The sequence below is a fragment of the Rhodococcus sp. IC4_135 genome, assembly GCF_011602025.1.
GTDB classification, from domain to species: Bacteria; Actinomycetota; Actinomycetes; order Mycobacteriales; family Mycobacteriaceae; genus Rhodococcus_F; species Rhodococcus_F baikonurensis.
Genome location: NZ_JAAOLG010000015.1, coordinates 1 through 26,477, shown reverse-complemented (window position 1 = coordinate 26,477; position 26,477 = coordinate 1). Strand labels below are relative to the sequence as shown.

The 26,477-nt window shown below is 62.2% G+C and carries 24 protein-coding genes and 1 pseudogene; 16 read left to right on the top strand and 9 right to left on the bottom strand.

The genetic code is table 11. The features are described 5' to 3' along the window. Positions 1-9 precede the first annotated feature (9 nt). From G8767_RS23150 to catA, 6 genes are all read right to left on the bottom strand, one after another. Positions 10-375: a hypothetical protein gene (locus G8767_RS23150; RefSeq protein ID WP_166812010.1), complete on the bottom strand. Its 366-nt coding sequence runs from the start codon at positions 373-375 to the stop codon at positions 10-12. Positions 376-392: 17 nt separating this feature from the next. Next, the gene (locus G8767_RS23145; RefSeq protein ID WP_166812008.1) at positions 393-1,856 is read right to left on the bottom strand and encodes a benzaldehyde dehydrogenase; all 1,464 of its coding nucleotides are present in this window, start codon (positions 1,854-1,856) and stop codon (positions 393-395) included. Between the two features lie 153 nt (positions 1,857-2,009). Next, positions 2,010-2,966, bottom strand: a complete 957-nt coding sequence (locus G8767_RS23140; protein WP_260395793.1) for a helix-turn-helix domain-containing protein — start codon at positions 2,964-2,966, stop codon at positions 2,010-2,012. A 6-nt stretch (positions 2,967-2,972) separates the two neighbouring features. Beyond that, entirely contained in the window at positions 2,973-3,254 is a 282-nt protein-coding gene (catC, locus tag G8767_RS23135; protein ID WP_095971979.1) for a muconolactone Delta-isomerase, read from the bottom strand. A gap of 14 nt (positions 3,255-3,268) precedes the next feature. After that, positions 3,269-4,390 (bottom strand): muconate/chloromuconate family cycloisomerase, encoded by a 1,122-nt coding sequence (locus tag G8767_RS23130; RefSeq protein ID WP_095971978.1) that lies wholly within the window; start codon positions 4,388-4,390, stop codon positions 3,269-3,271. A gap of 29 nt (positions 4,391-4,419) precedes the next feature. Then, positions 4,420-5,259 carry a catechol 1,2-dioxygenase gene (gene catA / locus G8767_RS23125; protein ID WP_095972111.1) on the bottom strand — a complete coding sequence of 280 codons (840 nt, stop codon included), beginning with the start codon at positions 5,257-5,259 and terminating at the stop codon, positions 4,420-4,422. 211 nt (positions 5,260-5,470) lie between these two features. Between catA and G8767_RS23120 the strand changes: the two genes are divergently transcribed. After that, positions 5,471-6,241, top strand: coding sequence for an IclR family transcriptional regulator (locus G8767_RS23120; protein ID WP_037120593.1), 771 nt, complete (start codon positions 5,471-5,473; stop codon positions 6,239-6,241). Here G8767_RS23120 and G8767_RS23115 read toward each other — a convergent pair. Continuing rightward, complete coding sequence (locus tag G8767_RS23115; RefSeq protein ID WP_166812006.1) at positions 6,238-7,176, bottom strand: AraC family transcriptional regulator; 939 nt, start codon at positions 7,174-7,176, stop codon at positions 6,238-6,240. The genes G8767_RS23120 and G8767_RS23115 overlap by 4 nt on opposite strands. A 274-nt stretch (positions 7,177-7,450) precedes the next feature. Here G8767_RS23115 and G8767_RS23110 point away from each other — a divergent pair, with 274 nt between their 5' ends. From G8767_RS23110 to G8767_RS23070, 9 genes are all read left to right on the top strand, one after another. Beyond that, positions 7,451-8,020, top strand: a complete 570-nt coding sequence (locus G8767_RS23110) for a flavin reductase family protein (RefSeq protein ID WP_095971976.1) — start codon at positions 7,451-7,453, stop codon at positions 8,018-8,020. A gap of 11 nt (positions 8,021-8,031) precedes the next feature. Further along, positions 8,032-9,660, top strand: coding sequence for a 4-hydroxyphenylacetate 3-hydroxylase N-terminal domain-containing protein (locus tag G8767_RS23105; RefSeq protein WP_003939685.1), 1,629 nt, complete (start codon positions 8,032-8,034; stop codon positions 9,658-9,660). A 260-nt stretch (positions 9,661-9,920) separates the two neighbouring features. After that, positions 9,921-11,318: a benzoate 1,2-dioxygenase large subunit gene (benA, locus tag G8767_RS23100; RefSeq protein ID WP_166812004.1), complete on the top strand. Its 1,398-nt coding sequence runs from the start codon at positions 9,921-9,923 to the stop codon at positions 11,316-11,318. 11 nt (positions 11,319-11,329) lie between these two features. Next, the gene (gene benB, locus G8767_RS23095) at positions 11,330-11,839 is read left to right on the top strand and encodes a benzoate 1,2-dioxygenase small subunit (RefSeq protein ID WP_095971974.1); all 510 of its coding nucleotides are present in this window, start codon (positions 11,330-11,332) and stop codon (positions 11,837-11,839) included. Between the two features lie 31 nt (positions 11,840-11,870). Then, the gene (gene benC / locus G8767_RS23090) at positions 11,871-13,424 is read left to right on the top strand and encodes a benzoate 1,2-dioxygenase electron transfer component BenC (protein ID WP_166812002.1); all 1,554 of its coding nucleotides are present in this window, start codon (positions 11,871-11,873) and stop codon (positions 13,422-13,424) included. After that, positions 13,421-14,203 carry a 1,6-dihydroxycyclohexa-2,4-diene-1-carboxylate dehydrogenase gene (locus G8767_RS23085; RefSeq protein ID WP_124569566.1) on the top strand — a complete coding sequence of 261 codons (783 nt, stop codon included), beginning with the start codon at positions 13,421-13,423 and terminating at the stop codon, positions 14,201-14,203. The genes benC and G8767_RS23085 overlap by 4 nt, the downstream gene beginning before the upstream one ends. Positions 14,204-14,247: 44 nt before the next feature. Then, complete coding sequence (locus G8767_RS23080; protein ID WP_166812000.1) at positions 14,248-15,633, top strand: aromatic acid/H+ symport family MFS transporter; 1,386 nt, start codon at positions 14,248-14,250, stop codon at positions 15,631-15,633. After that, the gene (locus G8767_RS23075; protein WP_166811998.1) at positions 15,630-18,332 is read left to right on the top strand and encodes a LuxR C-terminal-related transcriptional regulator; all 2,703 of its coding nucleotides are present in this window, start codon (positions 15,630-15,632) and stop codon (positions 18,330-18,332) included. Before G8767_RS23080 ends, G8767_RS23075 begins: the two co-directional genes overlap by 4 nt. Positions 18,333-18,336: 4 nt before the next feature. Next, entirely contained in the window at positions 18,337-19,608 is a 1,272-nt protein-coding gene (locus tag G8767_RS23070) for a benzoate/H(+) symporter BenE family transporter (protein WP_124569563.1), read from the top strand. Here the strand turns inward: G8767_RS23070 and G8767_RS23065 are convergent. Further along, positions 19,594-20,334 (bottom strand): alpha/beta fold hydrolase, encoded by a 741-nt coding sequence (locus G8767_RS23065; protein ID WP_166811996.1) that lies wholly within the window; start codon positions 20,332-20,334, stop codon positions 19,594-19,596. The two genes, G8767_RS23070 and G8767_RS23065, sit on opposite strands and share 15 nt — an antisense overlap. 238 nt (positions 20,335-20,572) lie before the next feature. Here G8767_RS23065 and aztD point away from each other — a divergent pair, with 238 nt between their 5' ends. Then, a complete protein-coding gene (gene aztD / locus G8767_RS23060; protein ID WP_124569561.1) occupies positions 20,573-21,820 on the top strand; it encodes a zinc metallochaperone AztD in 1,248 nt (415 codons plus the stop codon). A gap of 275 nt (positions 21,821-22,095) precedes the next feature. Here aztD and G8767_RS23055 read toward each other — a convergent pair whose 3' ends face one another. Continuing rightward, on the bottom strand, positions 22,096-22,563 hold the full coding sequence (locus G8767_RS23055) for a VOC family protein (protein ID WP_166811994.1): 468 nt from the start codon (positions 22,561-22,563) through the stop codon (positions 22,096-22,098). A 102-nt stretch (positions 22,564-22,665) separates the two neighbouring features. Between G8767_RS23055 and G8767_RS23050 the strand changes: the two genes are divergently transcribed. The 5 genes and pseudogenes from G8767_RS23050 to G8767_RS23030 all read left to right on the top strand — a co-directional run. Further along, on the top strand, positions 22,666-23,628 hold the full coding sequence (locus G8767_RS23050; protein ID WP_166811992.1) for a WYL domain-containing protein: 963 nt from the start codon (positions 22,666-22,668) through the stop codon (positions 23,626-23,628). Between the two features lie 122 nt (positions 23,629-23,750). After that, the gene (locus G8767_RS23045; protein WP_240952669.1) at positions 23,751-24,959 is read left to right on the top strand and encodes an MFS transporter; all 1,209 of its coding nucleotides are present in this window, start codon (positions 23,751-23,753) and stop codon (positions 24,957-24,959) included. A gap of 101 nt (positions 24,960-25,060) precedes the next feature. Further along, positions 25,061-25,729 carry an FCD domain-containing protein gene (locus G8767_RS23040; protein ID WP_095971964.1) on the top strand — a complete coding sequence of 223 codons (669 nt, stop codon included), beginning with the start codon at positions 25,061-25,063 and terminating at the stop codon, positions 25,727-25,729. A gap of 19 nt (positions 25,730-25,748) precedes the next feature. After that, positions 25,749-26,180: a hypothetical protein gene (locus G8767_RS23035; protein WP_240952668.1), complete on the top strand. Its 432-nt coding sequence runs from the start codon at positions 25,749-25,751 to the stop codon at positions 26,178-26,180. A gap of 116 nt (positions 26,181-26,296) precedes the next feature. Continuing rightward, positions 26,297-26,477: pseudogene (locus G8767_RS23030) on the top strand (HNH endonuclease); the annotation flags it as partial.

Sequence of the window (26,477 nt, the reverse complement as noted above, 5' to 3'; positions counted from 1 at the left end):
CCGAACAGCTCAGCCGCCCATTGTCTTACGCACTCCGTCGATCAGTTCGAGGAATTCGGTCTTGGGAGCGAAGTCGACGTACTCCGAGTCGTCTATCGCTCCCGGAACGTGACCGGGCGCCCAATAGAACACGTCGCCTGCATTGTAGGTCTGCCGCCCCGCTTCGGAATCTGTGTAGATCCTGCCCTTCAAGACGTACCCGTAGTGAGGACATTGACAGCGTCCCCCTTCCAGATGCGAGAACGGTTCGACGAAGTTGGCACCGGCAGGCATTTTGACGAAGTTGACGATCATGTCGCCTTCTTCTCGCATCCGTAGTTCGAATTCGCCGTCCTGCAACACGATGGGAAGCTCGTGAGCCGAGATGGTGTGCATCGGAGTTCCTTTCGACTTCAGAACGGGAAGGTCTGAGCGGCAGGCCGGCTGGTTCGCCACTGCCAGGTGGTGAATTCGTCCCAACTGCTTTGAGTTCCGAATCTCGCACCGTTTCCCGAGGCACCCGCGCCGCCGAACGGTGCATAGGCATCGTTGTTCAAAGTCTGATCGTTGATGTGCACGATGCCGGTCCGAAGGCGGTCAGCGATCCGCTCGCCGCGTTCCACCGATCCTGTTTGTATGGCCGCCACCAGACCGTATTCGCTGTCATTGGCCAGCCTGACGGCCTCGTCTTCGTCCTTGACGACCACGACGGGCGCCACCGGCCCGAAAATCTCTTCGCGGAACGCGGGCATGTCCGAAGTGACGCCGGCCAGCACGGTCGGCTGATAGAACAGCCCTTCGTAGGTTCCGCCTGCGCGAATTTCGGCACCGGCTTCCTTGGTGTCCTGGACGATTCGATCGACGTTCGCGATCTGCCTCGCGTTGATGAGCGGCCCGAGAGCGACGTTGCCCGTATTGGGATCTCCGACCGGCAGGACCGAGGCACGCTTGGCCAGCAAGTCCAGGTACCGATCGGCAACCGACTCCAGCACGATGTGTCGGCCCGCGGTCATGCAGACCTGCCCCTGATGCAGGAACGATCCCCACGCACCCGCCGAACTCGCGGCATCCAAGTCTGCGTCGTCGAGAACGATCAGGGCGTTGTTCCCACCCAATTCCAGCGAGACACGCTTGAGCGTGCGGCCGGCCGTCTCTCCCACCTGCCGGCCGACTGCGGTCGAACCGGTGAAGGACACCATCGCGATCAGCGGGCTCTCGCACAACGCCTGACCTGGCTCCGCATCACCGGCGAGCACATGGAGTAGACCTTCGGGAAGGCCTGCAGCCGTGAACAACTCCGCGATGACGGCGCCGCCGCTGATCGCGGTTTGAACATCCGGCTTCAGAACGACGGCGTTTCCGAGAGCCAAGGCCGGTGCGACAGCACGCATGGCAAGGAGCAGCGGGAAGTTCCACGGGCTGATCACGCCGATCACGCCGAGGGGTACCCGCCGGCCGATGCTCGATCGCCCGCGCTGGCTGGCGGGCAGGAGGTGACCGCACGGTTGCGTCGGCAGCGCCGACGCCTCCCACAGTTCGGAGATGACGAGATCAACTTCGAACGCGGCTTTCCTTGGTACCGAACCACCTTCGCGGATCAACCAGCGTTCCACTTCGGCTCGCTTCGCTTCCAAAATCTGCGCTGCCTTACGGATCACCGAAGCGCGGTCCTGTCCGATCGTGGCCGCCCACTCCGGCTGCGCCGCCGACGCGATGTGTGCCGCTCGATCTATATCAGCAGCAGTGGCCGTCCCGATCACACCGAGCACCTCACCGGTTGCCGGTTCGACCGACTCGACGGTGTCACCGCTCCCGTCGATCCATTGGCCGCCGAAAATCTTTCCGTACCATCGCCGATTCGCGAGCAGATTCGTCATGAGTTCCTCGATTCGTAGCTTTCGCTGCAGTCCTCGCCGGTCGCGGGCCTGAGCTCTTCACGAGCTTGAAAAGCGATCTGGAACACACTCTGCCCCGGTATTCGGGCTCCGAGTTGTCGTGATCGGACACGTTTGTTGTTCGGATGCGACAGTTCAGTGAAGTTCGCGCACGTTCGGATCAGTCGAGCCACGTACTTCCGACGGTGCCGTACCGAATTCCGTCTTGAACGCCCGCGAAAAGGCCGGAGCGTCATGGAAACACCATCGTGCGGCCAGTACGGAGATCGAGTGATCTCGCAGCGAGGCGTCGGTGAGATCTCGGCGTACGCGAATCAACCGTTCTCGGCGAATCAGCGCATTGAGGGTAAGACCTCCGTCCCCGAAGTGACGCTGAACGGTTCGCGGCGACATGTGCAGCGCACCGGCGATCGATGTGACCGAGAGATCCGGAGAGTCGAGATTCCGAAGCGCATATCGCAAGATCTCCTCTCGCGCCGACCGTCCGGGTGCCGCGGGCGCAGTGTCTTGGACCAGAACTGCTGAAGCGAGATTGACGCCCGCATCTCCGAGAAGCCCTGCCGCGCTGCCGTCGACCTGGGATGCCACGGCGCCCGAGATGAAGTTCTGCAGCAATGCCCCGGATCCGCGTCGGCCGTCGTGGATGCGTTCGAGCGCGCAGTTCAACTCTCGCTCGGTCAGACTCATTGCCGTGCGCGGCACGGTCATGACGGTGCACGACCAGTGGCCGTCGAAACGCAGTGCGTACGAACGCTCCACGTCGTAGAGAATCATCGTGCCGGGCCGAGCCGTCAACTCGCGGTCGGATTGGCGCAGTATCGCGCTCCCGGTTCGGACCGCGCAGATCTTGAGCAGATCACTACCGTGTCGCTTTGCTGCCCGTGTGCTCCGTCGCAGTATCTGAGGCGAACCGGAAATGTCGAAAGCGCCCACGTCCCCGAGACTTACGCCACTGACCGTGCCCACGGGCACGGTATCGACAGAGCTCTCGGGGCACAGGCCACCGAAGGTCTCCGACATCTCGCAGTGCCACTTCTGCACAGATTCCAGCAGGCTCGCAGGCGTGGCAGACACGGCAGACACGGCAGACACGGCCGGCTACTTGATCGAAGATCCGTGCTGCGTCAACGGCATGACCTCGATGGTCATGTACGGGAACAAGGGGAGATTCCAGAGAATCTCGTGCAGTTCGTCAGGCGAGTCGACGTCGAAGATGCTGATGTTGCTGAACTGTCCCACTATTCGCCACAGATGCACCCACTTGCCCTGGCGCTGAAGGTCTTGTGAGTACTCCTTTTCCGTTGCGACGGTCTCGGCGCGAACTGCCGGATCCAGATCGCGTGGAATATCGACGTCCATCCGTACGTGAAACAGTGCCATGTTCTTCTTGTCCTCTAGTTCCTGGTCCAGGTCTTGACGGCGTCCATGTTCAGTTCGACTCCCAGCCCAGGCCCGGAGGGGAGGTGCAACTGCCCCTCGGAATACTTCAACGGCTCCTGAAGCAGTTCTTCACTGAAGAGCAGCGGACCGAAAAGCTCTGTTCCGAAGTTGATTCCGGGCTCGGCGCAGGCGAAGTGCAACGAAGCCGCTGTGCCGATCGGTCCTTCGATGGACGTCGCGCCGTGGCACGCGATACCCGCCGCCTTGGCGATCGCAACGATGTCGCGGCTGCGCTGGAGGCCACCGCACTTGGTGGTCTTGAGGGCGATGACATCGGCAGCACTCCGGCGAGCGATTTCCAGAGCGTCGTGCGGGGTCTGCACGCTCTCGTCCGCCATGATCGGAATCGGCAGTAGCCTACTGAGTTCGGCGAGGACCTCGATTTGGTCTGCCGGCGTGGGCTGTTCGATCAGTTCCACTCCGCCGTCGGCGAGTTGTGGCAGGTACCGAAGCGCGGTGAAGCGATCCCACCGCGCGTTGACGTCGACGCGGACGCCGGCGTGGCCGTCGAGCGCCTGCGCGATGCTGACGATGCGCGCGACGTCGACCGCCGGATCGAGTGCACCCATCTTGAGTTTGAAGCTGAAATTGAGCCTGGATTCCAGCTTTTCGTGAGCTTCTTCGATGATCTCGTCCGCCGGCGCTGCACCCAGTGCCCACGTGACGTCGACGCTCTCGCGGAAAGCCCCGCCGAGCAGCGTATGCACGGGAACTCCCAGGCTACGAGCCCAGGCGTCGTGCAACGCCACGTCGACGGCGGCCTTCGCGAATCGTGCATTGGCAACAATCTTTTCGATGTCTGCCATGATCGCGGTGATCTGATCCACACGTCTGCCGACCACCACCGGCGCGATGTACTTCTCGATGATGACCTGCATCGTCTCCACCGATTCGCCGCCCCACCACGGCCCGCCCGGAACGACACCTTCGCCGTATCCGACCACACCGTCGGATGTGCGAATCGCAACGAGCAACAACGGTTGCGCCGTCATCGACGTGGTGGCGAATTTGTGGGGGCGAACCAGAGGAACGTCGAGGATGGTCGTCTCGATGGAGACGATCGACAGGTCTGTCATCACATCACTTTCTTTCGAGCAGTTGTGGATCAGGCCGGGTCGAGCACGAAGTCGTAAGTGACCCGGTTGATTCCGTCGACACCCGGCTTCGGATCGAGAATGAGTTCAGGCTTCGTGGCCGTTGCCACGTCGTTCTCGATCCACTCACCGTCCTTGAAATAGAGCTGGGTGGTGATCGTGCGCTTGCCGGGAGCCTTCACCATGAGATGCAGGTGAGCTGGACGCCACGGGTGCCAGCCGGCCTTCTCGATGAACCAGCCGGTGGGGCCGTCGGTCGGGATCTGGTACGGCGCAGGCTGAATCGTGGTGATCTCGAAACGTCCCTCGCCATCGGCAACGATCGTTCCGCGGAGGTTGCCGTCGGGGATGTGCGGCGCGAAGTGTGAGTAGTAACCTTCGTCGTCCGCGTGCCAGAGTTCGACGGTTGCGCCGCCGAGCCCCTTGCCGTCGAGATCGCGAACCTGACCCTCGAAGACCAGCTTCGATCCAACCTCGTTGTCACGCATCGGAAGTTCACACTTGGATGGCAGCGTCTTGGCATCGGCGACGTAGTACGGGCCCTCGATGCTTCCCTTGGTTCCGTGCTGGCCGCGGTACGCAACCTCTTCGACGTTGTGCTCGAGGAAGACGTCCAGCCACAGGGGCCACTCGCCGAACTGGCCGATGTCGATGAGCCACTGCTTGAGGACGCGGTACTCGGAGTAGGTGACGCCGTGCTTGTCGATGACGCCGGCGAGTGCCTCGAGTACGTCCTTGGCAATGGCCGAGACGCGCTCGGGCGGGGTGTCCGCGCTGACTCGTTCCTGGAGGAACTTGTCGGTGGCGGCAGTGCCCGAACCTACTGCGGTGGGGCTCTCGGAAGTGGTCATGTGGTCCTCCTCGGGGCCGTGTGTGGCTGTTACCGGGTGGGTGCCGTACTGCTGGGCTGAGTCGGCTTCCCAAGTCTGGTTGCACTCAAAGGTTGTACGCTCTGCGTACATCTGTTACGCTCTGCGTACGCTTGTACTGTGCGCCCAGTCACAAGGTTTGTCAACCTTCGAGGGCACCGATCATGCATACCCGCAGATGAAAGGCCCTTCCGTGAGCGAGAACGATCGCGATTACATCCAGAGCATCGAGCGTGGATTCGCTGTGCTGATGGCCTTCGACGAGAAGAACCCCAACCCGTCGCTCGCCGATCTTGCCGCCGAAACGGGACTCTCTCGCCCTGCTGTCCGACGCATCCTCCTCACCCTGCAGAAGCTGGGGTACGTCACCGGCAACAACAGTCGGTGGTCGCTGACCCCGCGCGTTCTGAGCATCGGGCAACACTTCTCCGCATCACACGCTCTGACCGAGGCGGCTCTCCCGCGTCTGCTGGAGATCGCAGAGCACACCCACGAGTCCGCGTCACTCGGAGTCCTCGACGGCGTCGACGTGGTCTACGCCGCGCGTGTACCCGTTCGTCGGATCATGAGCATCAACGTCAGCGTCGGCACCAGAGTGCCTGCATACGCCACCTCCATGGGACGGGCCCTGCTCGCTTGGGCGCCAACCGAAATCGTCGACAACGTCATCGCGAACTCCACGTTCGACGCCCTCACACCCACCACGATCACCGATGAAGGCGCATTCCATACCGCTCTTCGTGTGGTGCGCGAGCAGGGATACGCGCTCACGTCCGAGGAACTCGAAGACGGCCTGATTTCCCTCGCCGCCCCCGTCCGCGACGCCGGCGGAAGCGTCGTCGGCGTGGCCGCGTGTTCGACGTCGGCCGGACGCACTACCCCGGAAGCCTTCCGCACCGACGTCGCACCTTTCCTCGTCGAGAAGGCGAATCAACTCAGCGCGGACATGGGGTACCGGAGCTAACGCCTCAACACTTCCGAGGGCAACAAGCCGTACTTGCGCCGAAAAGACGATGCGAACCGTCCGGTGTGCGTAAAACCCCATCTCACAGCGACATCGGTGACCGTCGTGGAGTCGTCGGCGTCCACCAGATCTGCGTGGACCCGCTCGAGACGGATGTCGAGCAGGCATTCCGACGGACTCCGGCCCACGTACTGCCGAAATCCTTCCTGCAATCTCCGTACGCTGACGCCCGCAACCTCCGCCATCTCGGCTGCGGTCCACACGCGGGCCGGGTCGTCGTGCATCTCGTCGAGCACCCGCTTGACGATGCGTGGCCTGGCGTGTTGCACCGCGTCCTCACTGTCGGGCATTGCAGCAAGGACGAATGCCGTGACCACGGCGCCGGAGAGCTGGCCTGCCACCAGTTCGTTGTGCAGAACTCCGACCGGGCCGAGAATCTGATCCGACAGTGAGCGAACAAATCTCAGCCATCTGGCTCCGTCGTCTCCTCGAAGGTCCACCTGATCGGGTAAGTGCATTCCGGGTCGGCCGAGAACTTTCTCCATCTCGCGGTCGAGGTACTGACGGTCTATTCGGACGCCGACGATCTCGCAGTCCGCACTCCACCGGGTGATCCTCGTGGTGATGTCGGGCGGACACACCGTCGCGACGCCCCGCGTCGAGAGCACGTGCGAGCCTGCGAACACCGACTCGAGCTCGCCCGAGAGCGGAATGTTCACCCCATACGCACCGGGATGATCGGATTCGACTGCGACGTCTGCGCCCCACCGGATATGCGCGATCCGCAGCGGCCCCAACTCGGTGGTGCACACCCCGACTCCACTGGCGGCGTGCCGTGACAACGGCGTCAGCGTGTGCGGAAAATAGGCGTCCGAAACCGCATGACATGCCTCGTCCCAGTCGCGCGGAACTGTACCGATCATGGAGTCGACCATCGTCCTTCTTCACCTTCCAAACCCGTGACCTGCCACATTGCCGACCATGGGCGCTGAACCTCATTGAACACTGTGTCCCCGGTCACTTCCAAGGGGAAACGGATACAGGCTTCGATCGGGTGCGCAATCCGGATAGAGGCCGCGCTGTACGGATCGACCGAAGCCTGCGCTCGCCGTACGTTCGTCTTCACTCCCGGCGCGAGTCGTTCACCACCTCCGCCTCCCGCACTTCGCGGCTCCCCACTCACCCGCCATCCGACAAGGAGGTCCGGTCATGGAACAAAATCAACTTCGAGGAATCTTCGGTCAATTCGCGAGCGGCGTCACCGTCATCACCTGCACCAATGCCGACGGCCAACCGCACGGAGCCACCGTCACCGCATTCACGGCCATTTCCCTGGAACCACGGCTGTGCCAGATCACGATGACTCGCAAGTCCAAAGCGTGCGGCTACCTCGGCAACGCACCGTTTGCCGTCAACATCCTTGCCTCCGACCAAGTGGACACGGCCATGCATTTCGCCGGCCGCCCGCAGCGCACCGAACCGAGGTGGATCGACGGACCGACCGCTCCCCTGCTCGACGGCGCCGCCGCAACCATCTCGTGCGTCCCGTGGAAGGAGTACGACGGTGGTGACCACATCATCTTCATCGGCGAGATCGTCGACGCGCAGTCGAGCGGCAAAGATCCGCTTCTGTTCTACCGAAGCACTTTTCACGATCTGGGCGCTACCTCGTCGACCACAGTCTGGAACGGCAGTCAGGACGACCCCCACAGTGGGTGGTTCGACGCCACCACTTCGTTCACCCCGATTCATCTTCAGCCCGCACCTCAAACGATCTGAAAGGCTTTGCCATGACGACCACCGAAATCCCTCCCACCGGCGTCGACCCCGCAGATTCCGGAGCGCCACAGGTCAATCCGGCCGCCGACTGCGAAGCCAACCGCACGAAGAACTTCGCTACCCGGCCGATGACCGGTGACGAGTACATCTCGAGCCTGCAGGACGGTCGCGAAATCTGGCTCCATGGTGATCGCGTCAAGGACGTCACGACGCACCCCGCGTTCCGGAATCCGATCCGCATGACCGCAAGGCTGTACGACGCTCTGCACACGGGCGAGCACGTGGACGCCTTGACCGTTCCGACGGACACGGGCAACGGCGGTGTCACCATGCCGTTCTTCCGCACACCGACGTCGTCGGCCGATCTGCTCAAGGAACGCGACGCCATCGCGACGTGGGCTCGTATGACCTACGGCTGGATGGGCCGCTCCCCCGACTACAAGGCAAGTTTCCTGGGCACCCTCCACGCCAACAAGGAGTTGTACGCACCGTTCCAGGACAACGCCGAGCGCTGGTACCGCGAGTCGCAGGAGAAAGTTCTGTACTGGAACCACGCGATCATCAATCCCCCGGTGGATCGCCAACTTCCGCCGGACGAGGTCGGCGACGTCTTCATGAAGGTGGAGAAGGAAACCGACGCCGGATTGATCGTCAGCGGTGCCAAGGTGGTCGCCACCGGATCGGCGATCACCAACTACAACTTCATCGCTCACTACGGTCTGCCGATCAAGAAGAAGCAGTTCGCCCTGATCTGCACGGTGCCGATGGACGCGCCGGGCGTGAAACTGATCTGCCGCACCTCGTACACCGAACATGCTGCGGTGATGGGCAGTCCGTTCGACTATCCGCTGTCGAGCCGCATGGACGAGAACGACACCATCTTCGTCTTCGACAAGGTGCTGGTGCCGTGGGAGAACGTCTTCATGTACGGCGACGTCGACCGGATCAACGCCTTCTTCCCTCAATCGGGATTCCTGCCGCGCTTCACCTTTCAGGGCTGCACACGCCTGGCCGTCAAGCTCGACTTCATCGCCGGACTGTTGATGAAGGCACTCGAAGCCACCGGCGCCGGCGGATTCCGCGGAGTCCAGACCCGTGTCGGTGAAGTGATCGGCTGGCGAAACCTCTTCTGGTCGTTGACCGAATCGATGGCACGCGACCCCGAACAGTGGGTCGGCGATTCGGTCATCCCGAAGCTCGAGTACGGCCTCACCTATCGGATGTTCATGATTCAGGGATACCCTCGGATCAAGGAGATCATCGAGCAGGACGTGGCATCAGGCCTGATCTATCTGCCTTCGAGTTCACTCGACTTCAAGAGCCCGGACGTGCGGCCCTACCTCGACAAGTACGTTCGCGGTTCCGACGGCATCACCGCCGTCGACCGCGTGAAAGTCATGAAAGCACTGTGGGATTCGATCGGTACCGAGTTCGGCGGGCGACACGAACTCTACGAGCGCAACTACTCCGGCAATCACGAGAACGTCAAGGCGGAACTGCTGTTCGCAGCCCAGAATCGTGGACACGCAAGTTCCATGAAGGGACTGGCCGAGCAGTGTCTGAGTGAATACGACCTCGACGGCTGGACCGTTCCGGACCTCATCGGCAACGACGACGTCTCGTTCTTCAAGAACCGGTAACCCACTCGTCGGGTAGGGCGGACTCGCGCTGTCGAGTCCGCCCTGGTCGTCGTCCCCAGCAGCCATGGCCCATCCGAAGAATTCGACGAACACTGCACCCTTGGTCAGGACTAGGCAAATGCCTGGTGTGACCCGAGCCACACGATGTCAAGGTGAATTCAGTACCGGACGCAGCCCCGTCCGGAAAGCGGGTCCCACCGACTTGTCCGACAGCCCTCGGATTTCTTCGGCAGGCGCCCACTCTCATCTGGAGGACACCCATGACGGATATGTTGGACGCTGCCCGCGCCGCCGATCAGTTCGCGAACATCCGCGCTGCCCTCGACGACGCACTCGTCGAGGACCCCGAGACCGGCCGCTACCAGGTGCGGCGCAGCGTCTTCACGGACGAGCAACTGTTCGACCTCGAGATGACCCACATCTTCGAGGGCAATTGGATCTACCTCGCGCACGAGAGTCAGATCCCGAACGTCGGCGACTACTTCACCACCTACATGGGCCGCCAGCCCATCGTCATCACCCGCAACAAGGACGGCGAGTTGGGCGCGCTGATCAACGCGTGCAGCCACCGCGGCGCGATGCTCTGCCGCCGCAAGACCGACAACCGAACCACCTTCACGTGCCCGTTCCACGGCTGGACCTTCAACAACAGCGGAAAGCTCCTCAAGGCCAAGGACGCTCGCACCGGCGGCTACCCGGATCAGTTCAACAAGGACGGCTCACACGACCTGACCAAGGTGGCGCGGTTCGAGAACTATCGCGGCTTCCTCTTCGGCAGCCTCAACCCCGACGTGCTGCCGCTCGAAGAGCACCTCGGTGACACCACCAAGGTCATCGACATGATCGTCGATCAGTCACCTGACGGTCTCGAAGTTCTGCGCGGCGCTTCCACCTACACCTACGACGGCAACTGGAAGCTGCAGACCGAGAACGGTGCCGACGGCTATCACGTGTCGTCGACGCACTGGAACTACGCCGCGACAACCGCTCGCCGCACCGCCGGTGAGTCGTCCAACGAGACCAAAGCCATGGATGCCGGCACCTGGGGCAAGCAGGGCGGCGGTTACTTCTCCTACGACTACGGCCATCTCCTGCTCTGGATGTGGTGGGGCAATCCCGAGGACCGTCCCCTCTTCGAGCGCAAAGCAGAGCTGGAAGCCCAGTTCGGTTCCAAGAAAGCCGAATTCATGGTCGGTGCGTCGAGGAACCTCTGCCTGTACCCGAACGTCTACCTCATGGATCAGTTCAGCAGCCAGATCCGGCACTTCCGTCCGATCTCCGTCGACCAGACGGAGGTCACTATTTACTGCATCGCCCCTAAGGGAGAGAGCGCCGACGCTCGCAGCAACCGCATCCGCCAGTACGAGGACTTCTTCAATGCCAGCGGTATGGCCACCCCGGACGATCTCGAAGAGTTCCGTTCCTGCCAGAAGACGTACCAGGCGGCCGGCGCGCCGTGGAACGATCTCAGCCGTGGTGTCGCACACCAGATTTCCGGTCCGAACGAGGTCGCGAAGGATCTCGGCATGAATCGCGTGCTCTCGAGCGGAGCCAAAACCGAGGATGAGGGCTTGTATCCCATTCAGCACGGATACTGGCGCGACGCAATGCTCGCAGCAGTCGACGCCGAGCAAGCAGCTTCTACCCGGACGATCTGAGGACGACCACCATGACTGTCACCATCACCAATGCCGTTGCCCTCGAAACAGTGCAGCAGTTTCTCTACCGTGAGGCTCGCTATCTGGACGATCGTGAGTTCGAGAAGTGGATCGAGTGCTACCACCCCGATTCCGAGTACTGGATGCCCGCGTGGGCTGACGACGGCGAACTGACCACGGACCCGCACGCGGAGATCTCCCTCATCTACTACCCTAATCGTGGCGGTATCGAAGACCGCGTGTTCCGCATCAGAACGGACCGTTCCAGCGCGACAAGTCTTCCCGAGCCCCGCACCGGCCACAACATCACCAACGTGGAAGTGGTCGAAGAGCGCGGCTCCGTGGTCGACGTCCGCTTCAACTGGTTCACGCTGTACTTCCGTTACAACACCGTCGACACCTACTTCGGCACCTCGCATTACACGATCGATTTCTCGGGCGAGCAGCCGTTGATCATGAAGAAGAAGGTAGTCCTCAAGAACGACTACATCCATCACGTGGTCGACATCTACCACTTCTGACACGACTTCCCTTCGAATCGAGCTGTTTCCCATGACTATTCAAGCTGCGACGACATTTCAGGTAGCCCTGAGTTTCGAAGACGGCATCACCCGCTTCGTCGAATGCAACACCGACGAGACTGTCGCGGACGCGTCGTACCGTGCACGAATCAACATTCCGCTCGACTGCCGCGACGGAGCCTGCGGAACCTGCAAATCGCTGTGCGAGTCAGGAACTTTCGACGCCGGCGACTACATCGACGAAGCACTCACCGAGGACGAGGCCGAGCAGGGATTCTGTCTGCCGTGCCAGATGGTGCCGGAATCGGATCTCGTGCTGCAGATTCCCACCACGTCTGCGGTTGCCAAGACCGCTGCCGGTTCGTACACGTCCACGATCACCGAGATCGTACGTCATTCGGATTCGACGGTGGGTTTCACCGTCTCGGTCGACAACCGCGCAGATCTGGTCTTCCTCCCCGGCCAGTACGTGAACATCCTCGTTCCCGGAACCGAAGCGACGCGGTCGTACTCGTTCAGCACCGGCCCCGAGGTCGAGTCGGCGTCGTTCCTGGTCAAGATCACCCCCGGTGGGCTGATGTCCGACTATCTCAGTCAGCGGGCGCAGGTAGGTGACACTCTCGAACTGACCGGACCGATGGGTAGCTTCTTCCTCCGGGCAGGTCAACGGCGAGCCCTACTGCTTGCCGGCGGAACCGGCTTGGCCCCGCTGCTCTCCATACTGGAGAAGATGCGTACCGAAAGCTCCACTCGGCCTGTTCATCTGGTCTACGGCGTCAGCTCCGACACCGATCTCGTCGAGCTCGACAAACTGCATGACTACGCGCAGTCCCTACCCCAATTCACCTTCGACTACTGCGTATCCGATCCCGACAGCACAGCACCCAACAAAGGCTATGTCACCGGCTTGATCGAGGCCTCTCACCTCGACGACGGCAATGTCGACGTCTACCTGTGCGGCCCGCCGCCCATGGTCGAAGCAGTACGCCGGCACTTCAAGGAAGTCTCGATCACACCCACGAACTTCTACTTCGAGAAGTTCAACAACGCGGCAGCACCGGCTGATTCACCGGCAGCCTCGACCGAAGAATCTGCAGCCGGCACGTACGAGATCGGTGAAGAACACCTGCCGGTCGCGGAGTCGGATGCCCAGTTCGACGCCCGGATGGCACTTGAACTCGGAGCAATGGAACTCACGATCGGTCGCCTCACTTCGGCACAGTTGACGGAGTACCGCATTCTGGCGGAGAACTCGGCTGCTTCGATCGACCGTGATCGTTTCACGGACGCACCGGCATTCACCGAAACCAATGCTCTGTTCCACGACTTTCTCTTCCGCTGCACCGGCAACGAAGTACTGCTGCAGGCATACCACCGCCTCGAGGTCACGCAGTTGATGAACCGTGTGCTCCGCACCGCCGATTGGGTGGACGAGCATGTCGCGGAGGATCACTCGAGGATCGTGCGCGCATTCGAGCAGAATGATCGCGTTGCGGCACGCGAGCTGATCGTCCAGCACAGCGAACACGCAAAGTCGACGATGCGCCGAGCCATCACCGACGCTCGGGAACGTGTGGCGTCGTGAGCACCCGATTCTTCGCCGGACGGTTCGACGACCGCGTGGTGGTCGTCACCGGAGCGGCTCAGGGAATCGGGCGCAGCGTAGCCGAAAGAGTTTCCGCCGAAGGAGGTTCCGTCGCACTGGTGGACCGGGCAGAACTGGTCCACGACATAGCGATACCGTTGAAACGATCCCATTCGGTGACGGCGGACCTCGAGACGTTCGAAGGAGCCCAACACGCAATAGATTCCGCGTTGGAGCACTTCGGGCGCATCGACGTCCTGGTCAACAATGTCGGCGGGACCATCTGGGCCAAACCCTACGAGCACTACACGCCGGAGCAGATTCAATCAGAGGTCACACGATCGCTGTTCCCCACTCTGTGGACGTGTCGAGCGGTACTGCCCCATCTGATCGAGCAGGCGAGCGGCACCATCGTCAACGTCTCCTCGGTCGCCACCCGCGGCGTCAACCGTGTTCCTTACGCGGCGGCCAAGGGCGGAGTCAGCGCGATCACCGCGGCCTTGGCAATGGAGGTCGCGCAACACGGAATACGGGTTGTGGCAACCGCTCCCGGCGGAACCGAGGCGCCACCACGCGTCGTGGCACGCGGACCGGGCGCCGAGACCGACGAGGAGAAAGCCTGGTACCAGCAGATCGTCGACCAGACCGTCGACTCGTCGCTGCTCAAGCGTTACGGCACCCTGGACGAACAGGCTGCCGCCATCACTTTCCTTGCCTCCGAAGAGGCTTCGTATGTCACCGGAACGGTCCTTCCCGTTGCCGGTGGCGACCTCGGCTGAATCCAGCCTCCCCCGATTCCTGATCTCTCGAACGGAGATTCGCCATGTCCTCGATCGATCGTGGTTCCTGGGCCAGTGCCCGCCATCGCTCGTCAGTGTTGTGGGTGGTCACCATCGCCGCCATTGCCATTCTGTTCGACGGATACGACCTGGTCGTGTACGGCACGATCCTGCCGGTCCTCATGGACGACCCCGGCCATATCGGCACCTTGACCGCATCTCAGGCGGGCGCATTGGGTTCGTACGCCCTCGTCGGAGTGATGGTGGGCGCGCTGACGTGTGGAGCGATCGGTGATCACTTCGGTCGCCGAAAGATGATGCTGATCAACATCATCTGGTTCTCTGTCGGAATGGCACTGGCAGCGTTCGCCACCAGCATCACCACCTTCGGTCTGCTGCGGTTCTTCACCGGCATCGGGGTGGGTGGACTTGTCGCCACCGCCGGAGCCATGATTGCCGAGTTCGCACCGCCGGGACGCCGCAATCTGTTCAACGCCATCGTCTACAGCGGTGTCCCGGCCGGTGGCGTCATGGCTTCCGTCCTGGCGATCGTTCTCCGCGATTCCATCGGATGGCGCGGACTGTTCCTCATCGGCGCTCTGCCATTGATCTTCCTGTTTCCCCTTGCCTGGTTCAAACTGCCCGAGTCTCCCGCTTGGCTTCTTGCTCGCGAACGTGTCGAGGAAGCTCGCGCCATTTCCTCGCGAACAGGAATTCCGTTGCCTGTCAGTGCAGATCGACCCAACGACGCCGTAGCCGAGAAGGTCGGGTTCCGAGCGTTGGCGAGCAGACAATATGTCTGGGGCACCGCGCTTCTCGGCATCATGAGCTTCGCCGGCCTCCTGCTGACCTACGGACTCAACACCTGGCTGCCCAAGATCATGGAAAATGCAGGTTACAACGCGAAGGGTTCCCTCTCGTTCCTGCTGGTACTCAACGGCGGCGCCATCATCGGCGGACTTCTCGCCTCCAAGATCGCGGACGTCACCGGTCCGCAGCGCGTTGTCGCCACCACCTTCGGCCTGGCTGCACTTGCCCTGCTCCTGTTCACTTTCGGATTCCCACTTCCCGCGCTCCTTGCCTCTGTTGCCATCGCCGGTGTCGGCACCATCGGTACTCAGGTCCTGATCTACGGATTCGTGTCCAACTACTACTCGACGGCCGCTCGGGCCGCAGGTGTCGCGTGGTGCGCCGGCTTCGGACGTCTGGGCGGAATATTCGGGCCGCTGATCGGAGGAAGTCTGATCAGCGCGGGGATCAGCTCGGAATCGGCGTTCTACGTCTTCGCCGGCATCGCGGTGCTGGGCGCCATCGTCACCTTCTTCGTGCCGAAGCAGGCTCCCGACCCTGGCGCCGCTGCACTTCGAACCGATGACGACCGTGCCGAAAAGGAAACCCGTGGTGAGCCCGGCGTTACGGTAGTCGGGTGACACTTCGTGACCTGCTGCTCGGCCGAGAACGCGAGCTTGCCGTTCTCGGCCGAGGCTTGGCCGCGGCGGAGGCAGGAGTACCGACTCTCGTGCTGGTCGAGGGCGATGCCGGCAGTGGTAAGTCCACTCTCGTCGACCGGTTCGCCGAAATCTCTTCCGCCCACACGCTCCGCCGCGCCCGTGGGCTGGAGTGGGAGTCGAACACCGACTTCGGGGTGATCGGACAACTACTCGAACGTCCGGTTTCGAATTCGGACCCGGTAGCCGTAGCGCACGAGATCATCGACGCAGCGGCACAACTGACCATCGTCGTCGTCGACGACGCCCATCACAGTGACGTCAGCTCGCTTCAGGCAATCACCTCAGCCCTTCATCGAGGCCGAACGGCCCCACTGTTGTTCGTCCTCGTCACCGAGGAAACGCCGTTCCTGGGCGAGGAGGTCAGGAAGATTCTCGACCTGCACCGGTCGGCGCGATTGCACATCAGCCCGCTCGACGCTTCCGTCATCATCGACATCGCACGGATGCGAAACGGAATCGACCTCAGTTCCGGCGTCGCGCTTCAACTTCAGGGTTTCACCGCCGGCAACACACTCGACGTCGTCTCGCTTCTCGACGAGCTGCCACCGACCTATTGGACCCGATGGCACCGAACCTTGCCGGTCCCTCGCCATCGAGCAGTGTCGATCGCCGCCGCTCTCTCGGCATGTCCAACTGGAGCGCGAACGTTGATCGAAGCCGCAGCAGTTCTCGGACGCAGCACGACGTTGTCACATCTTGCCCAGTTGGCCGAAATCGACGACGTGGTCGGCGCCTTGGACAATGCCTTCGCCACCGGTCTCCTCACCGTCCACGAGCAACGCGGCAGCACCGAGGTGTCACTGAGCGGCCCGATGGTCACGGCAGCAGTACTCGCGGCCTTGGGACCAGCGCACTTGCATCGACTGCACATCCGCGCAGCCGACATCGCGTGGGGAGAAGGCGAACGACTTTTCCACCTTGCTGCTGCCAGTACCACCCACGACGAGGGCCTCGCCGCCGAACTGGTTGCGTACGCGGCACTACGAGCATCCGAGGGCGCGTGGTCGGAGGTCGCCGACGCCATGGTCACGGCCAGCCGTCTCACCACGGCCCGAGCCGAACACGAAGACCGACTGCTCCGCGGAGTCGACGCACTTACCGGATCGGGCGACATCCCCCGGGCCATGGTCTTCGCGCCGGAGATAGAAAGCATTTCGCGTGGGCCTCTCCGCGACGCCGTCCTCGGCTACCTCGCCATTCATCGAGGGCGTCCGACCGAGGCTGCAGATCTGCTGACCAGAGCGTGGGACAACTGCAGTGCCAATCGTGAACCAGGCACCGCTGCGATGATCTCTCAACGAATGGTCCTGCATTCTCTGGCTCGACTCGATGGCACAGCTCTCGTCGAGTGGGTGGACCGCGCAGTCGAATTGGTGGGCCCTTCGGATCCCGCAGCAGTGGAGTCCGAGGCGATCAAGGGTCTCGGACTCGGCGCCACCGGAAGGACCGTCGACGCACTCGCGGCATACGACGAACTGTCCGATCGCGTTCGTCCTGGAGCCCAAGCACAACGCTTCCAGATGGGACGCGGATGGCTCGAGCTTGCGCTGGATCACCCGGAGCCCGCCAGACGCGACCTCGAAAGCGCGGTGTCAACGGAGTTTTCCAGTGGTTCGGCGCGAATCTCACTGTGGGCACAAGCCTGGCTCGCCCGCACTCAATTCGCACTCGGCGCCTGGGACGAAGCACTCTCGACGGTCGAGGGCGCCGCGGCCGAGGTGGATCGGTTCGAGATAGAAATCATCCGACCGTTGGTCCACTGGTCGGGAGCGCAGATTCACGCTCTGCGCGGCAACTGGGAACTGGCCCGTGACCATGTGCGACGCGCATACGCAGGCATTCACGCCTACGAGATCATGTACGTTCCGGCACTTCTCGCCAGAGCACAGGTTGCCGAGGCAGCCGCCGACTACGCCGAAGTCCTGGTGGCTCTGACTCCGCTCACCTCGAGCAAAGCACAACAATGGCTCGACGAGCCGGGCTTCTGGCCGTGGGTCGATCTCTACGCCAATGCATTGGTCATGGTCGGGCGAGTCGATGATGCCGACACCTTCCTACAAACACACGAGCAGACCGCGCGAGGTCGCGAGCACCGCTCCGCCGCGGCACGTCTCGGCTACGTTCGCGGCCGGATCCACGGCGCACGGGGTGAAGTCGACTCGGCGAGAGAGGTTTTCGACGCTGCCCTGTTCAGCATCGAGACGCTGCCCCTGCCCTACGACCGAGCCCGAATCAATTTTGCCTACGGCCAGACTCTCCGCCGGGCCGGCAAACGCGCCGAGGCCGATGTCGTTCTCCGGGCCGCCCGCGAGCTTTATCACTCGTTGGGCGCCGCCACTTACGTCGAGCGCTGCGAGCGCGAACTCCGGGCAGGCGGGTTGAACCTCTCGCGAACTGAGAAGGGAATCACCGACCTGACCCCGCAGGAGAGAGCCGTCGCCGACCTTGTCGCAGCGGGCAAGTCCAACAAGGAAGCTGCCGGGGAATTGTTCCTCTCCGTCAAGACTATTCAGTATCATCTCACGCGCGCGTACGCCAAGCTCGGACTGCGATCACGGAGCGAACTCGCGGCATTGTTCCGCGATCGGGGGCTTTCGGATCCGCGCCAGGAGAACTGAGAACATGCCGGATACTTCGACGACCGCGACCGTTCGCGTCGTTACCGAGCCACTCCCCCAACCGCTCTACGGCCCGAGGCGGGTCTTGCGCGACTTCGGTGCGACGTCCATTGCCAACGGAGTCATCGGCATCGTCTTCTCGGCCACCGGGCCGGTAGCGGTCATTCTCGCCGCGGGATTGACGGGTGGTCTCAGTCAAGCTCAATTGGCCTCTTGGCTTTTCGGCGCCTTCTTCGTCAACGGCATTTTGACCATCACGGCTTCCTGGCTGTACCGACAGCCACTGGCCTTCTTCTGGACGATCCCTGGAACCGTTGTCGTCGGAGCGTCATTGGAGCATCTGCCGTGGGAGCAAGTGCTCGGCGCCTTCTTCGCGACGGGTGTCCTGATCTTGTTGTTGGGATTGACCGGGTGGGTCACACCGATCATGGCCGCCTTACCCATGCCCATCGTAATGGCGATGGTGGCAGGCGTTTTCCTTCATTTCGGAACCGATTTGGTCGAGGCACCCGCCCACGACGCGATGATCGCACTGCCGATGATCGCCACCTTTGTCACTCTGAGCGTGTTCGCAAAGTTGGGAAGATTCGTTCCACCCGTTCTCGGCGCGTTAATCGTCGGTGTGGTCGTGATACTCGTGACTGGAAGATTCACCTCCGCCGGCAACGCTCACGAGTGGATGGCGCATCCGATGCTGACCACGCCGACCTGGTCCTGGCAGGCGATGATCGAACTGGTTGTACCGCTGGCGATCACAGTCGTCGTGGTGCAGAACGGCCAGGGAATCGCAGTCCTGCGAGCCGCCGGTCATCAGCCGCCGATCGGCACCGCGACTATTGCCTGCGGAGTGTTCTCCCTGGTGAACGCGGCGGTGGGGTGTGTGTCGACGTGTCTGACCGGGCCGACGAACGCATTGCTCACGGCGTCAGGAGAGCGGGCACGCCAGTACACCGCCGGAATCTTCTGCGGCCTGCTCGCCGTCGCCTTCGGCCTGTTCGCCCCGACGTTCGTCGCGATGATGTTGGGAACTCCGATCGCATTCATCGTCACGCTGGGTGGCCTGGCCATGCTCAAGGCCTTGCAGGGCGCCTTCGTCGCCGCATTCGGCGGGAAATTCACCTTCGGCGCTTTGATCGCGTTCCTCGTGACGATCTCCGACGTCGAACTACTCCATATCGGAGCCGCTTTCTGGGGACTCGTGTTCGGGGTCATCGCCTCGCGAATGCTCGAGCGTGGTGACTACCCCGACCGAGTCGCGATCTCAGGAACGAGTTGAATTCGGCAACCCGTGGGCGATTTCGTCGAGGATATCGGCAACATCCTCGGGCGCGGCGAGCATGGGGGAATGTCCCGTCGTCAACGTAAAGACCCTCTCGCAAGAGCGCCGAGAGACCATCTCTCGTTGATGTGCAGGAGTGATCACGAGATCGCGAAGGGTTTCAATGTAGTAGCGAGGCACAGTCCCTTCCCGCTCCGGCGTCAGCGATACCGAACCACCGAAAACACTCATCGGTTGCGGGCGAAGTTTCGACATCGATTCACGCGCCACCTCATCTGTGCAGTCCCCGAACAAGAGCATCGGATACAACGTCAAGGCAACCTCAGGGTCGATCCCGAGTTCATCGCACGCGAAGAACAATCTCGCAGTGCTGCTGTCCTCTCGCGAACTACTCAGGCAGGATTCCCCGTCCCCGGGTAGCGTCGCGGCCAGATAGACGGCCGCAGCAACTCTCTTCGGGTGCATTTCAGTCAGTTGTGCCGTCAGTGTTCCGCCCATCGAGTGGCCGACAAGTATCACTTCTCCAGGCAGTTGAAGCAGATCGGCCGATAGCTTGGAAAGCGTTGATTCCCAAGTTATTTCTCCATCTTTCGTCATGTCTCGACCCAAGCCTGGTTGATCGGTGGCCAGAGCTGTGTGCCCACGTCTCTCCAGCGCCTCGACCACATGGTCCCAGCACCAGGCTCCGTGTCCTGCGCCATGAATCAACATGAACTGCGTCATTGCTCCCCAGCTTTCGATCGACCGATGCGATCTACAGCATGTCCCTGCCGACATCCGTGCACTAATACCTAGTTGAACCAGCGCCATACCCAAATCGAACACACCTGCACCGAATATTCAGCGACCACACACCAGGCGATCGCCAGCGCTTTCTCGCCCTCTTGGCGGCCGTCCTGACATGCGAACATTCGCATACTCGACTTTGACAATCATTTACATTAACAGTAGATCTATACCCATGCACCTCAACACCCGCATGTCGCGGCGCCTCACCCTTGCCACATCAGTAGGCCTCTCACTCGCCCTCGTCACGGGCTGCTCGTCCGACAACAAGGACTCGGCCCCGTCGGAGACCACCACGACAACCGCGTCCGCACCCACCGAACAGGCCTCGGCAACACCGCGTCTCGCGGTGTCGTACGACGGTGGCGTCCTGGTGCTGGATGCCACTTCCCTCGACGTGGTCGGCGAGACCGAGATCGACGGCTTCACCCGACTCAACCCGGCCGGCGACGGTCGCCACGTCATGATCTCTGCCGGCGAAGCGTTCAAAGTACTCGACACCGGCACGTGGTCCTCGGCCCACGGCGACCATTCTCATTACTACACAGCCGATCCCGCGATGTCCGAGGTCGAGTTCGCAGCCAACGAACCCGGACACGTTGTACGCCATGCCGGAAAGACAGTCCTCTTCAACGACGGCTCAGGACTCGTCGAGATATTCGATCCGGCGCAACTGGCAAAGCGCCAACCCCGCGTCGAGACGTACACCACCCCGGAACCCCATCACGGCGTTGCCGTCGCACTAGCCGACGGAAGCCTGTTGACCACAATCGGAAATTCGGAGTCCCGCAACGGCATTGCCGTCCTCGATGCCGACCGCAAGGAAATCCTGCGCAACGAACAGTGCCCGGGTGTCCACGGCGAAGCAGTGGCCGCAGGTGAAGCCATCGTGCTGGGCTGCCAGGACGGCCTGCTCGTGTACAAGAACGGAGCAATCACCAAAGTCCAGAGCCCCGATGCCTACGGCCGCATCGGCAACCAAGCCGGCTCCGAGGAGTCGGACATCGTTCTGGGCGACTACAAAACCGACCCGGATGCCGAACTCGAACGCCCGCAACGGGTCTCCCTGACCAACACGTCGACGTCGGAACTCAAGCTCGTGGACCTCGGCACCAGCTACACCTTCCGCTCTCTCGGGCGCGGACCACATGGTGAGGCCCTGGTGCTCGGCACCGATGGCGCCATCCACGTCATCGACCCCAACACCGGCGTCGTCACCAAGAAGATTTCCGTCATCGACGCATGGACCGAGCCCACCAAGTGGCAAGAACCCAGGCCCGCACTCTTCGTAGAAGATCACACCGCCTACGTCACCGACCCCGCGTCGAAGAAGCTGATCGCAGTCGACCTCGAGGACGGCAGCGTCCTGACCGAGACCACCCTCGATCACGCCCCGAACGAATTGACCGGTGTCACCGGCTGATCCCGACGCTCACGTCGGCCAATCGAAGCCGTTGTCGCCCAACTCTGCCGGAGCTGAGCGATGAGCAGGACCACGACTGAGGGCGGCCCAAGTCAGAGTGGAATAACTCTGTGTAGAGGTTCGTTGTAGAGGGTGTCGGTGTTCGGTTCTTTGCCCCGGGTACCACCCCAGAAATGCCGCTTCGAGCGGCCACTTGCCGAGAGGCGCAAGACGGGCACCGACGCGCTGGAGCCGCCGGACACCTTTAGGTGCCGGCGGCTTCGCCGTGGGAATGATCAGGCCGGGTTTTCGCCGGAAGCAACGTCGAGGATCCACGTCACCCCGAAGGCATCGGTGAGCATGCCGAAACCGGGGCTCCACGCCGCGGCGGCAAGACCCTCGATGATCGATGCACCGGCAGAGAGTTTGGCCCAGTAACTCTGCACCTCTTCGAGGGTTTCACCGCGAACCGAGACGAAGAACGGTTGGTCGGTGATCGTGGTGCCGTTCTCGCGGTGCGTCGTGCCGGCGTTGCCGGGCGAGCCTCCCGATTGTCCTGGGATGTCGTACGCCATTACGCAAAAGCCGTCCGTTGTCTCCACCTGGCCGAACACGACGTTCTCAGCGCCGGGCACCTCCTTGGGCATCCCGAAGTCGCCGTAGGTTGCGATCGTGACCTGTCCACCGAAGACGGACTGGTAGAACTCCAGCGCCGCGCGGGCGTCTCCGCGGAAGTTGAGGTGGGTCGTTGTTCTGATGCTCATGTCTGCTCCTGGTACGAACTTCGCCCGGGTTTTCCCTGGCAGCCTCAACTCTCACAGCCGTATAGGACTGTTTTCGTCCTAGACTCGTCGTAGTCTCACGGCATGGCGACCACCACTCGACTCTTGAATCTGCTGTCCCTCTTGCAGACGAGGCGCGACTGGCCGGGCGCCCTACTCGCCGAGCGGCTCGACATCAGCCACCGCACGGTCCGCCGCGACATCGACCGGCTCCGGGAGATGGGTTACAGCATTGCGGCGACCATGGGCCCGGACGGCGGATACCGACTCGACGCCGGCAGCGAGCTACCACCCCTGCTGTTCGACGACGATCAGGTCGTCGCCTTGGCAGTCGCTCTGCAGGCGGCGACGCTGACCGGCGTCGGCATCGAAGAGGACGCGGTGCGAGCGTTGACCACCGTGCGGCAAGTGATGCCGTCGCGTCTGCGCCATCGCCTCGACGCACTCACGTTCACCACCATTTCGACCGATTCCAGCGATGCAGACTCGGTGTCTCCTGAGGTGCTCGTAGCGATTTCCGCAGCGGTGCGCGCTCGCGAGGTGCTCCGCTTCGACTACTCGGACGGCAACAGCGAAATAACACCCCCACGCCGAGTGGAGCCGCATCATCTGGTGACCTCCAAGCGTCGCTGGTACCTCGTCGCGTGGGATCTCGAGCGCGACGACTGGCGAATCTTCCGCGCCGATCGCATCACCCCACGCACCCCTAACGGTCCACGGTTCACACCGAAGGCGATCCCGAGCGGTGACGTGAGCGAATACGTGGCCGCGCGCTTCAAGGGATCGGAACATATCAACAAATGGCCGTGCCACGGCAAGGTCGTTCTCCATCGACCAGCCAGTTATGTTCTTCCCTTTGCCGGAGACGGCATCGTCGAGGATCTTGGCCCCGAGCAGTGCAGCCTCGAAGCCGGATCGTGGTCTTGGACGGCGCTGGCAGCCTCCTTCAACCGATTCGACACCGACATCGATGTCGTCGGCCCGGCAGAGCTGAACCACGCTTTCGCACAACTCGCCGCCCGCAATGCCGCGACTGCTGCGAGTTAGTCAGGCGTCTCGAATGAGAGCCAGGTCTCCAATACAACCGTGCGTCCGCAGGTTCGTGATAGCTTTCAAGTCCTCAGAGGACCTGAGGACTTGAGGACTTGAACGAAGGGATGCGCAAAGAGATGAAGAAGGGGCAAGTTGCATTTCTCACCGGCACACATGTCGTGAACGATCTGTACCAGGGGGCTGTGCCTGCACTGTTGCCGTTCATGATGCTGGAACGCGGATATTCCTACTCTGCGGTTGCCGGAATCACGCTCGCCGCAACGGGCTTATCCAGTGTCGTGCAACCTGCATTCGGCATGCTGGTCGATCGAAAGAGCCGGAATTGGCTGGTACCCACGGGTTTTGTGACGGCCGCGGCGGGCATCGTTGTGGCCGCAATGAGCACCACCTACATCGTCACTTGGCTGGCAATTGCTGTGGCCGGCATCGGCATTGCCGCATACCATCCGCCCGCCACAAATTTGGCACGCGCAGCTGGAGGTCACTCGCAGAAAGCCATGAGCGTGTTCTCCGTAGGTGGCACGTTGGGCGCCTCACTGGCGCCACCGTTTGTCACGCTCGTGGTCGGTTCGCTCGGATTGTCCGGCGGCTACCTGCTCGCAGTTCCTGCAGCGGTAGCGGCTATTTGGTGGATCGTCGCCCAATCGCGATCGACCGGCACGGGCACGGACGCCGAATCAGCCCAGTCGTTGAGTTCGCAGCTAGCAGCGAACGGACCCGTATCGGACGATTGGCGGTCGTTCACTCGACTCGTGCTCGTGACGGTGTGTTGGTCAATTCCGTATGTGACCACGCTGTCCTTGGTCTCGCCGTACGTACTCAACGGGCTGAACGGATCGTCCTCGAGTGCAGCAATCGTGTTGTCCTCCTTCACCTTGGCAGGAGCGGCCGGCACGCTGGTGGGCGGAGCCCTCGCGGACCGTCGCGGTCGACGCGCATCCATCCGACTCGGCTATCTGCTTGCGGTACCTTCATTGGCATTGCTCGCCGCGGCCCCGAACGTGGCAGTTGCCGAACTTGGAATCGTCTGTCTCGGATTCGCCATGTTCCTGCCCTTCGCGCCACAGGTGACGTTGGCGCAGGACTACCTGCCGAACCGCCCCGGCACAGCAAGTGGGGTGACACTCGGACTCGCAATGTCCGTGGGAGGCATCGCATCTCCGCTGTTCGGTTACCTGGCAGATCACTTCGGGCCGCGCATGACGATCGGGACGACAACTGCCGTACTGTTCGTCGGCGCCGTCATCGCCTTCACACTGCGCGATCGACGACTCGACCCGGAGGACGAGACGGAGCGAGAACTGGACGTCATCGCTCTTCGATAACCGGCAGACGGCCCCGTAGTCTGAAGATTCATCGGAGGACATGAAGTATCACTCGGTGGGCCGCCCGACGGCGGTTCACCGAGTCAGTCAGGAGCAGACACATGGCAGTGCGCCAGGTCAAGCAGCAGTCACTGGTACAGAAGGCTGCGGATGAACTTGCACGCCTCATCGGCGACGGCGAATGGCCGGTCGGGACGAAAATCCCGAACGAGCAGGATCTGAGCACACTCCTCGGAGTCGGGCGTTCGACCGGCCGGGAGGCTGTTCGTGCACTGATTGCGTCGGGCCAACTCTACTCTCATCAGGGATCCGGCACCTACGTCATGTCCTCGACTCCGGTCACAGAACTCGAGCGAGAACTCAAACGCTCGGACCGCCGCGAAGTCTACGAAGTACGTAGACTTCTGGAGGTGGAAGCGGGCCGCCTGGCTGCCATGCGTCGAACTTCCGCCGACGTCGACCTGTTACAGGCAGCACTCGAAGCCCGTGAAAATGCTTCGACACCAACAGAATTTGTCGACGCCGACATAAAACTACATCGCGCCGTGGTGAATGCTGCGCACAACAGCGTGTTGTCGATGGTGTTCGATTCATTCATCGAAACGCTCCGCAACTCGGCCCTGGACGTGATCACCGACGTCACGGCACGAAACCCCGAATCCATCGACGACGAAGCCGCTGCCCACCGAGATCTGGTGGAAGCCATCGTCGCGGGCGATGCCGACGCTGCCAGCGCGGCAACGCGCAGGAACATGGACGGGCTCGACTGACCCTCTATCGTTGCCAGGCATGACGTCCACATCGCTCCCTCCACGGGGTCTCCGGATCGGTCTGTCCGCAATCGCGTGGCTCAACCTGCTCTCCGCACTTATCGGGATGGCCGGCCTGACGATCGGCGGCGGAATGGGTCTACCTCCGGAGTGGATCGAAGGAAGCGTCTTCCCTTCCTACTTCTGGCCCGGCATCATTCTCGGCGTCGTCGTCGGAGGCATCCAAGCCGCCGCGCTCTTCGCTCAGCACAACAGGTTCCGCCTGACATGGGGCCTGCACGCCGCCGCCGGCCTCACGATGATGATCTGGATCTTCGTCGAGATCGTCATGCTCCTCGTCTGGTCGCCGCTGCAAGGCATCTTCTTCAGCACCGGACTGGCCCAGACGATCCTCACCGTTCTCGCACTCGGCGCCTGGCCCCGTCCCCTCCTCCAACGAACCGAGAAGTGACGGAAGCTGCTCTCGAACAACACAATCACGCAGACCGGACCCGGCTCGCCTTCTCGAAAAGATCCTTGACTCGAATGTATGTTCGAGTATGATGGGAGGTGGAACGGGGGGTTCTCATGACGATCAGCATCACCGACGACGCTGTCACCGACGTGGTCAACAGCTCCGCTGTGGGTGTGCGCGCCCGACTGTGGCGGCTGCACCCCACCGACGTCCGCGAGATCGCCATCACCGCATCAGCGGAAATCCTTCGCCTGGAAGCTATTCGAGTAGCCGCCGTCGACACCCTGACGTTGA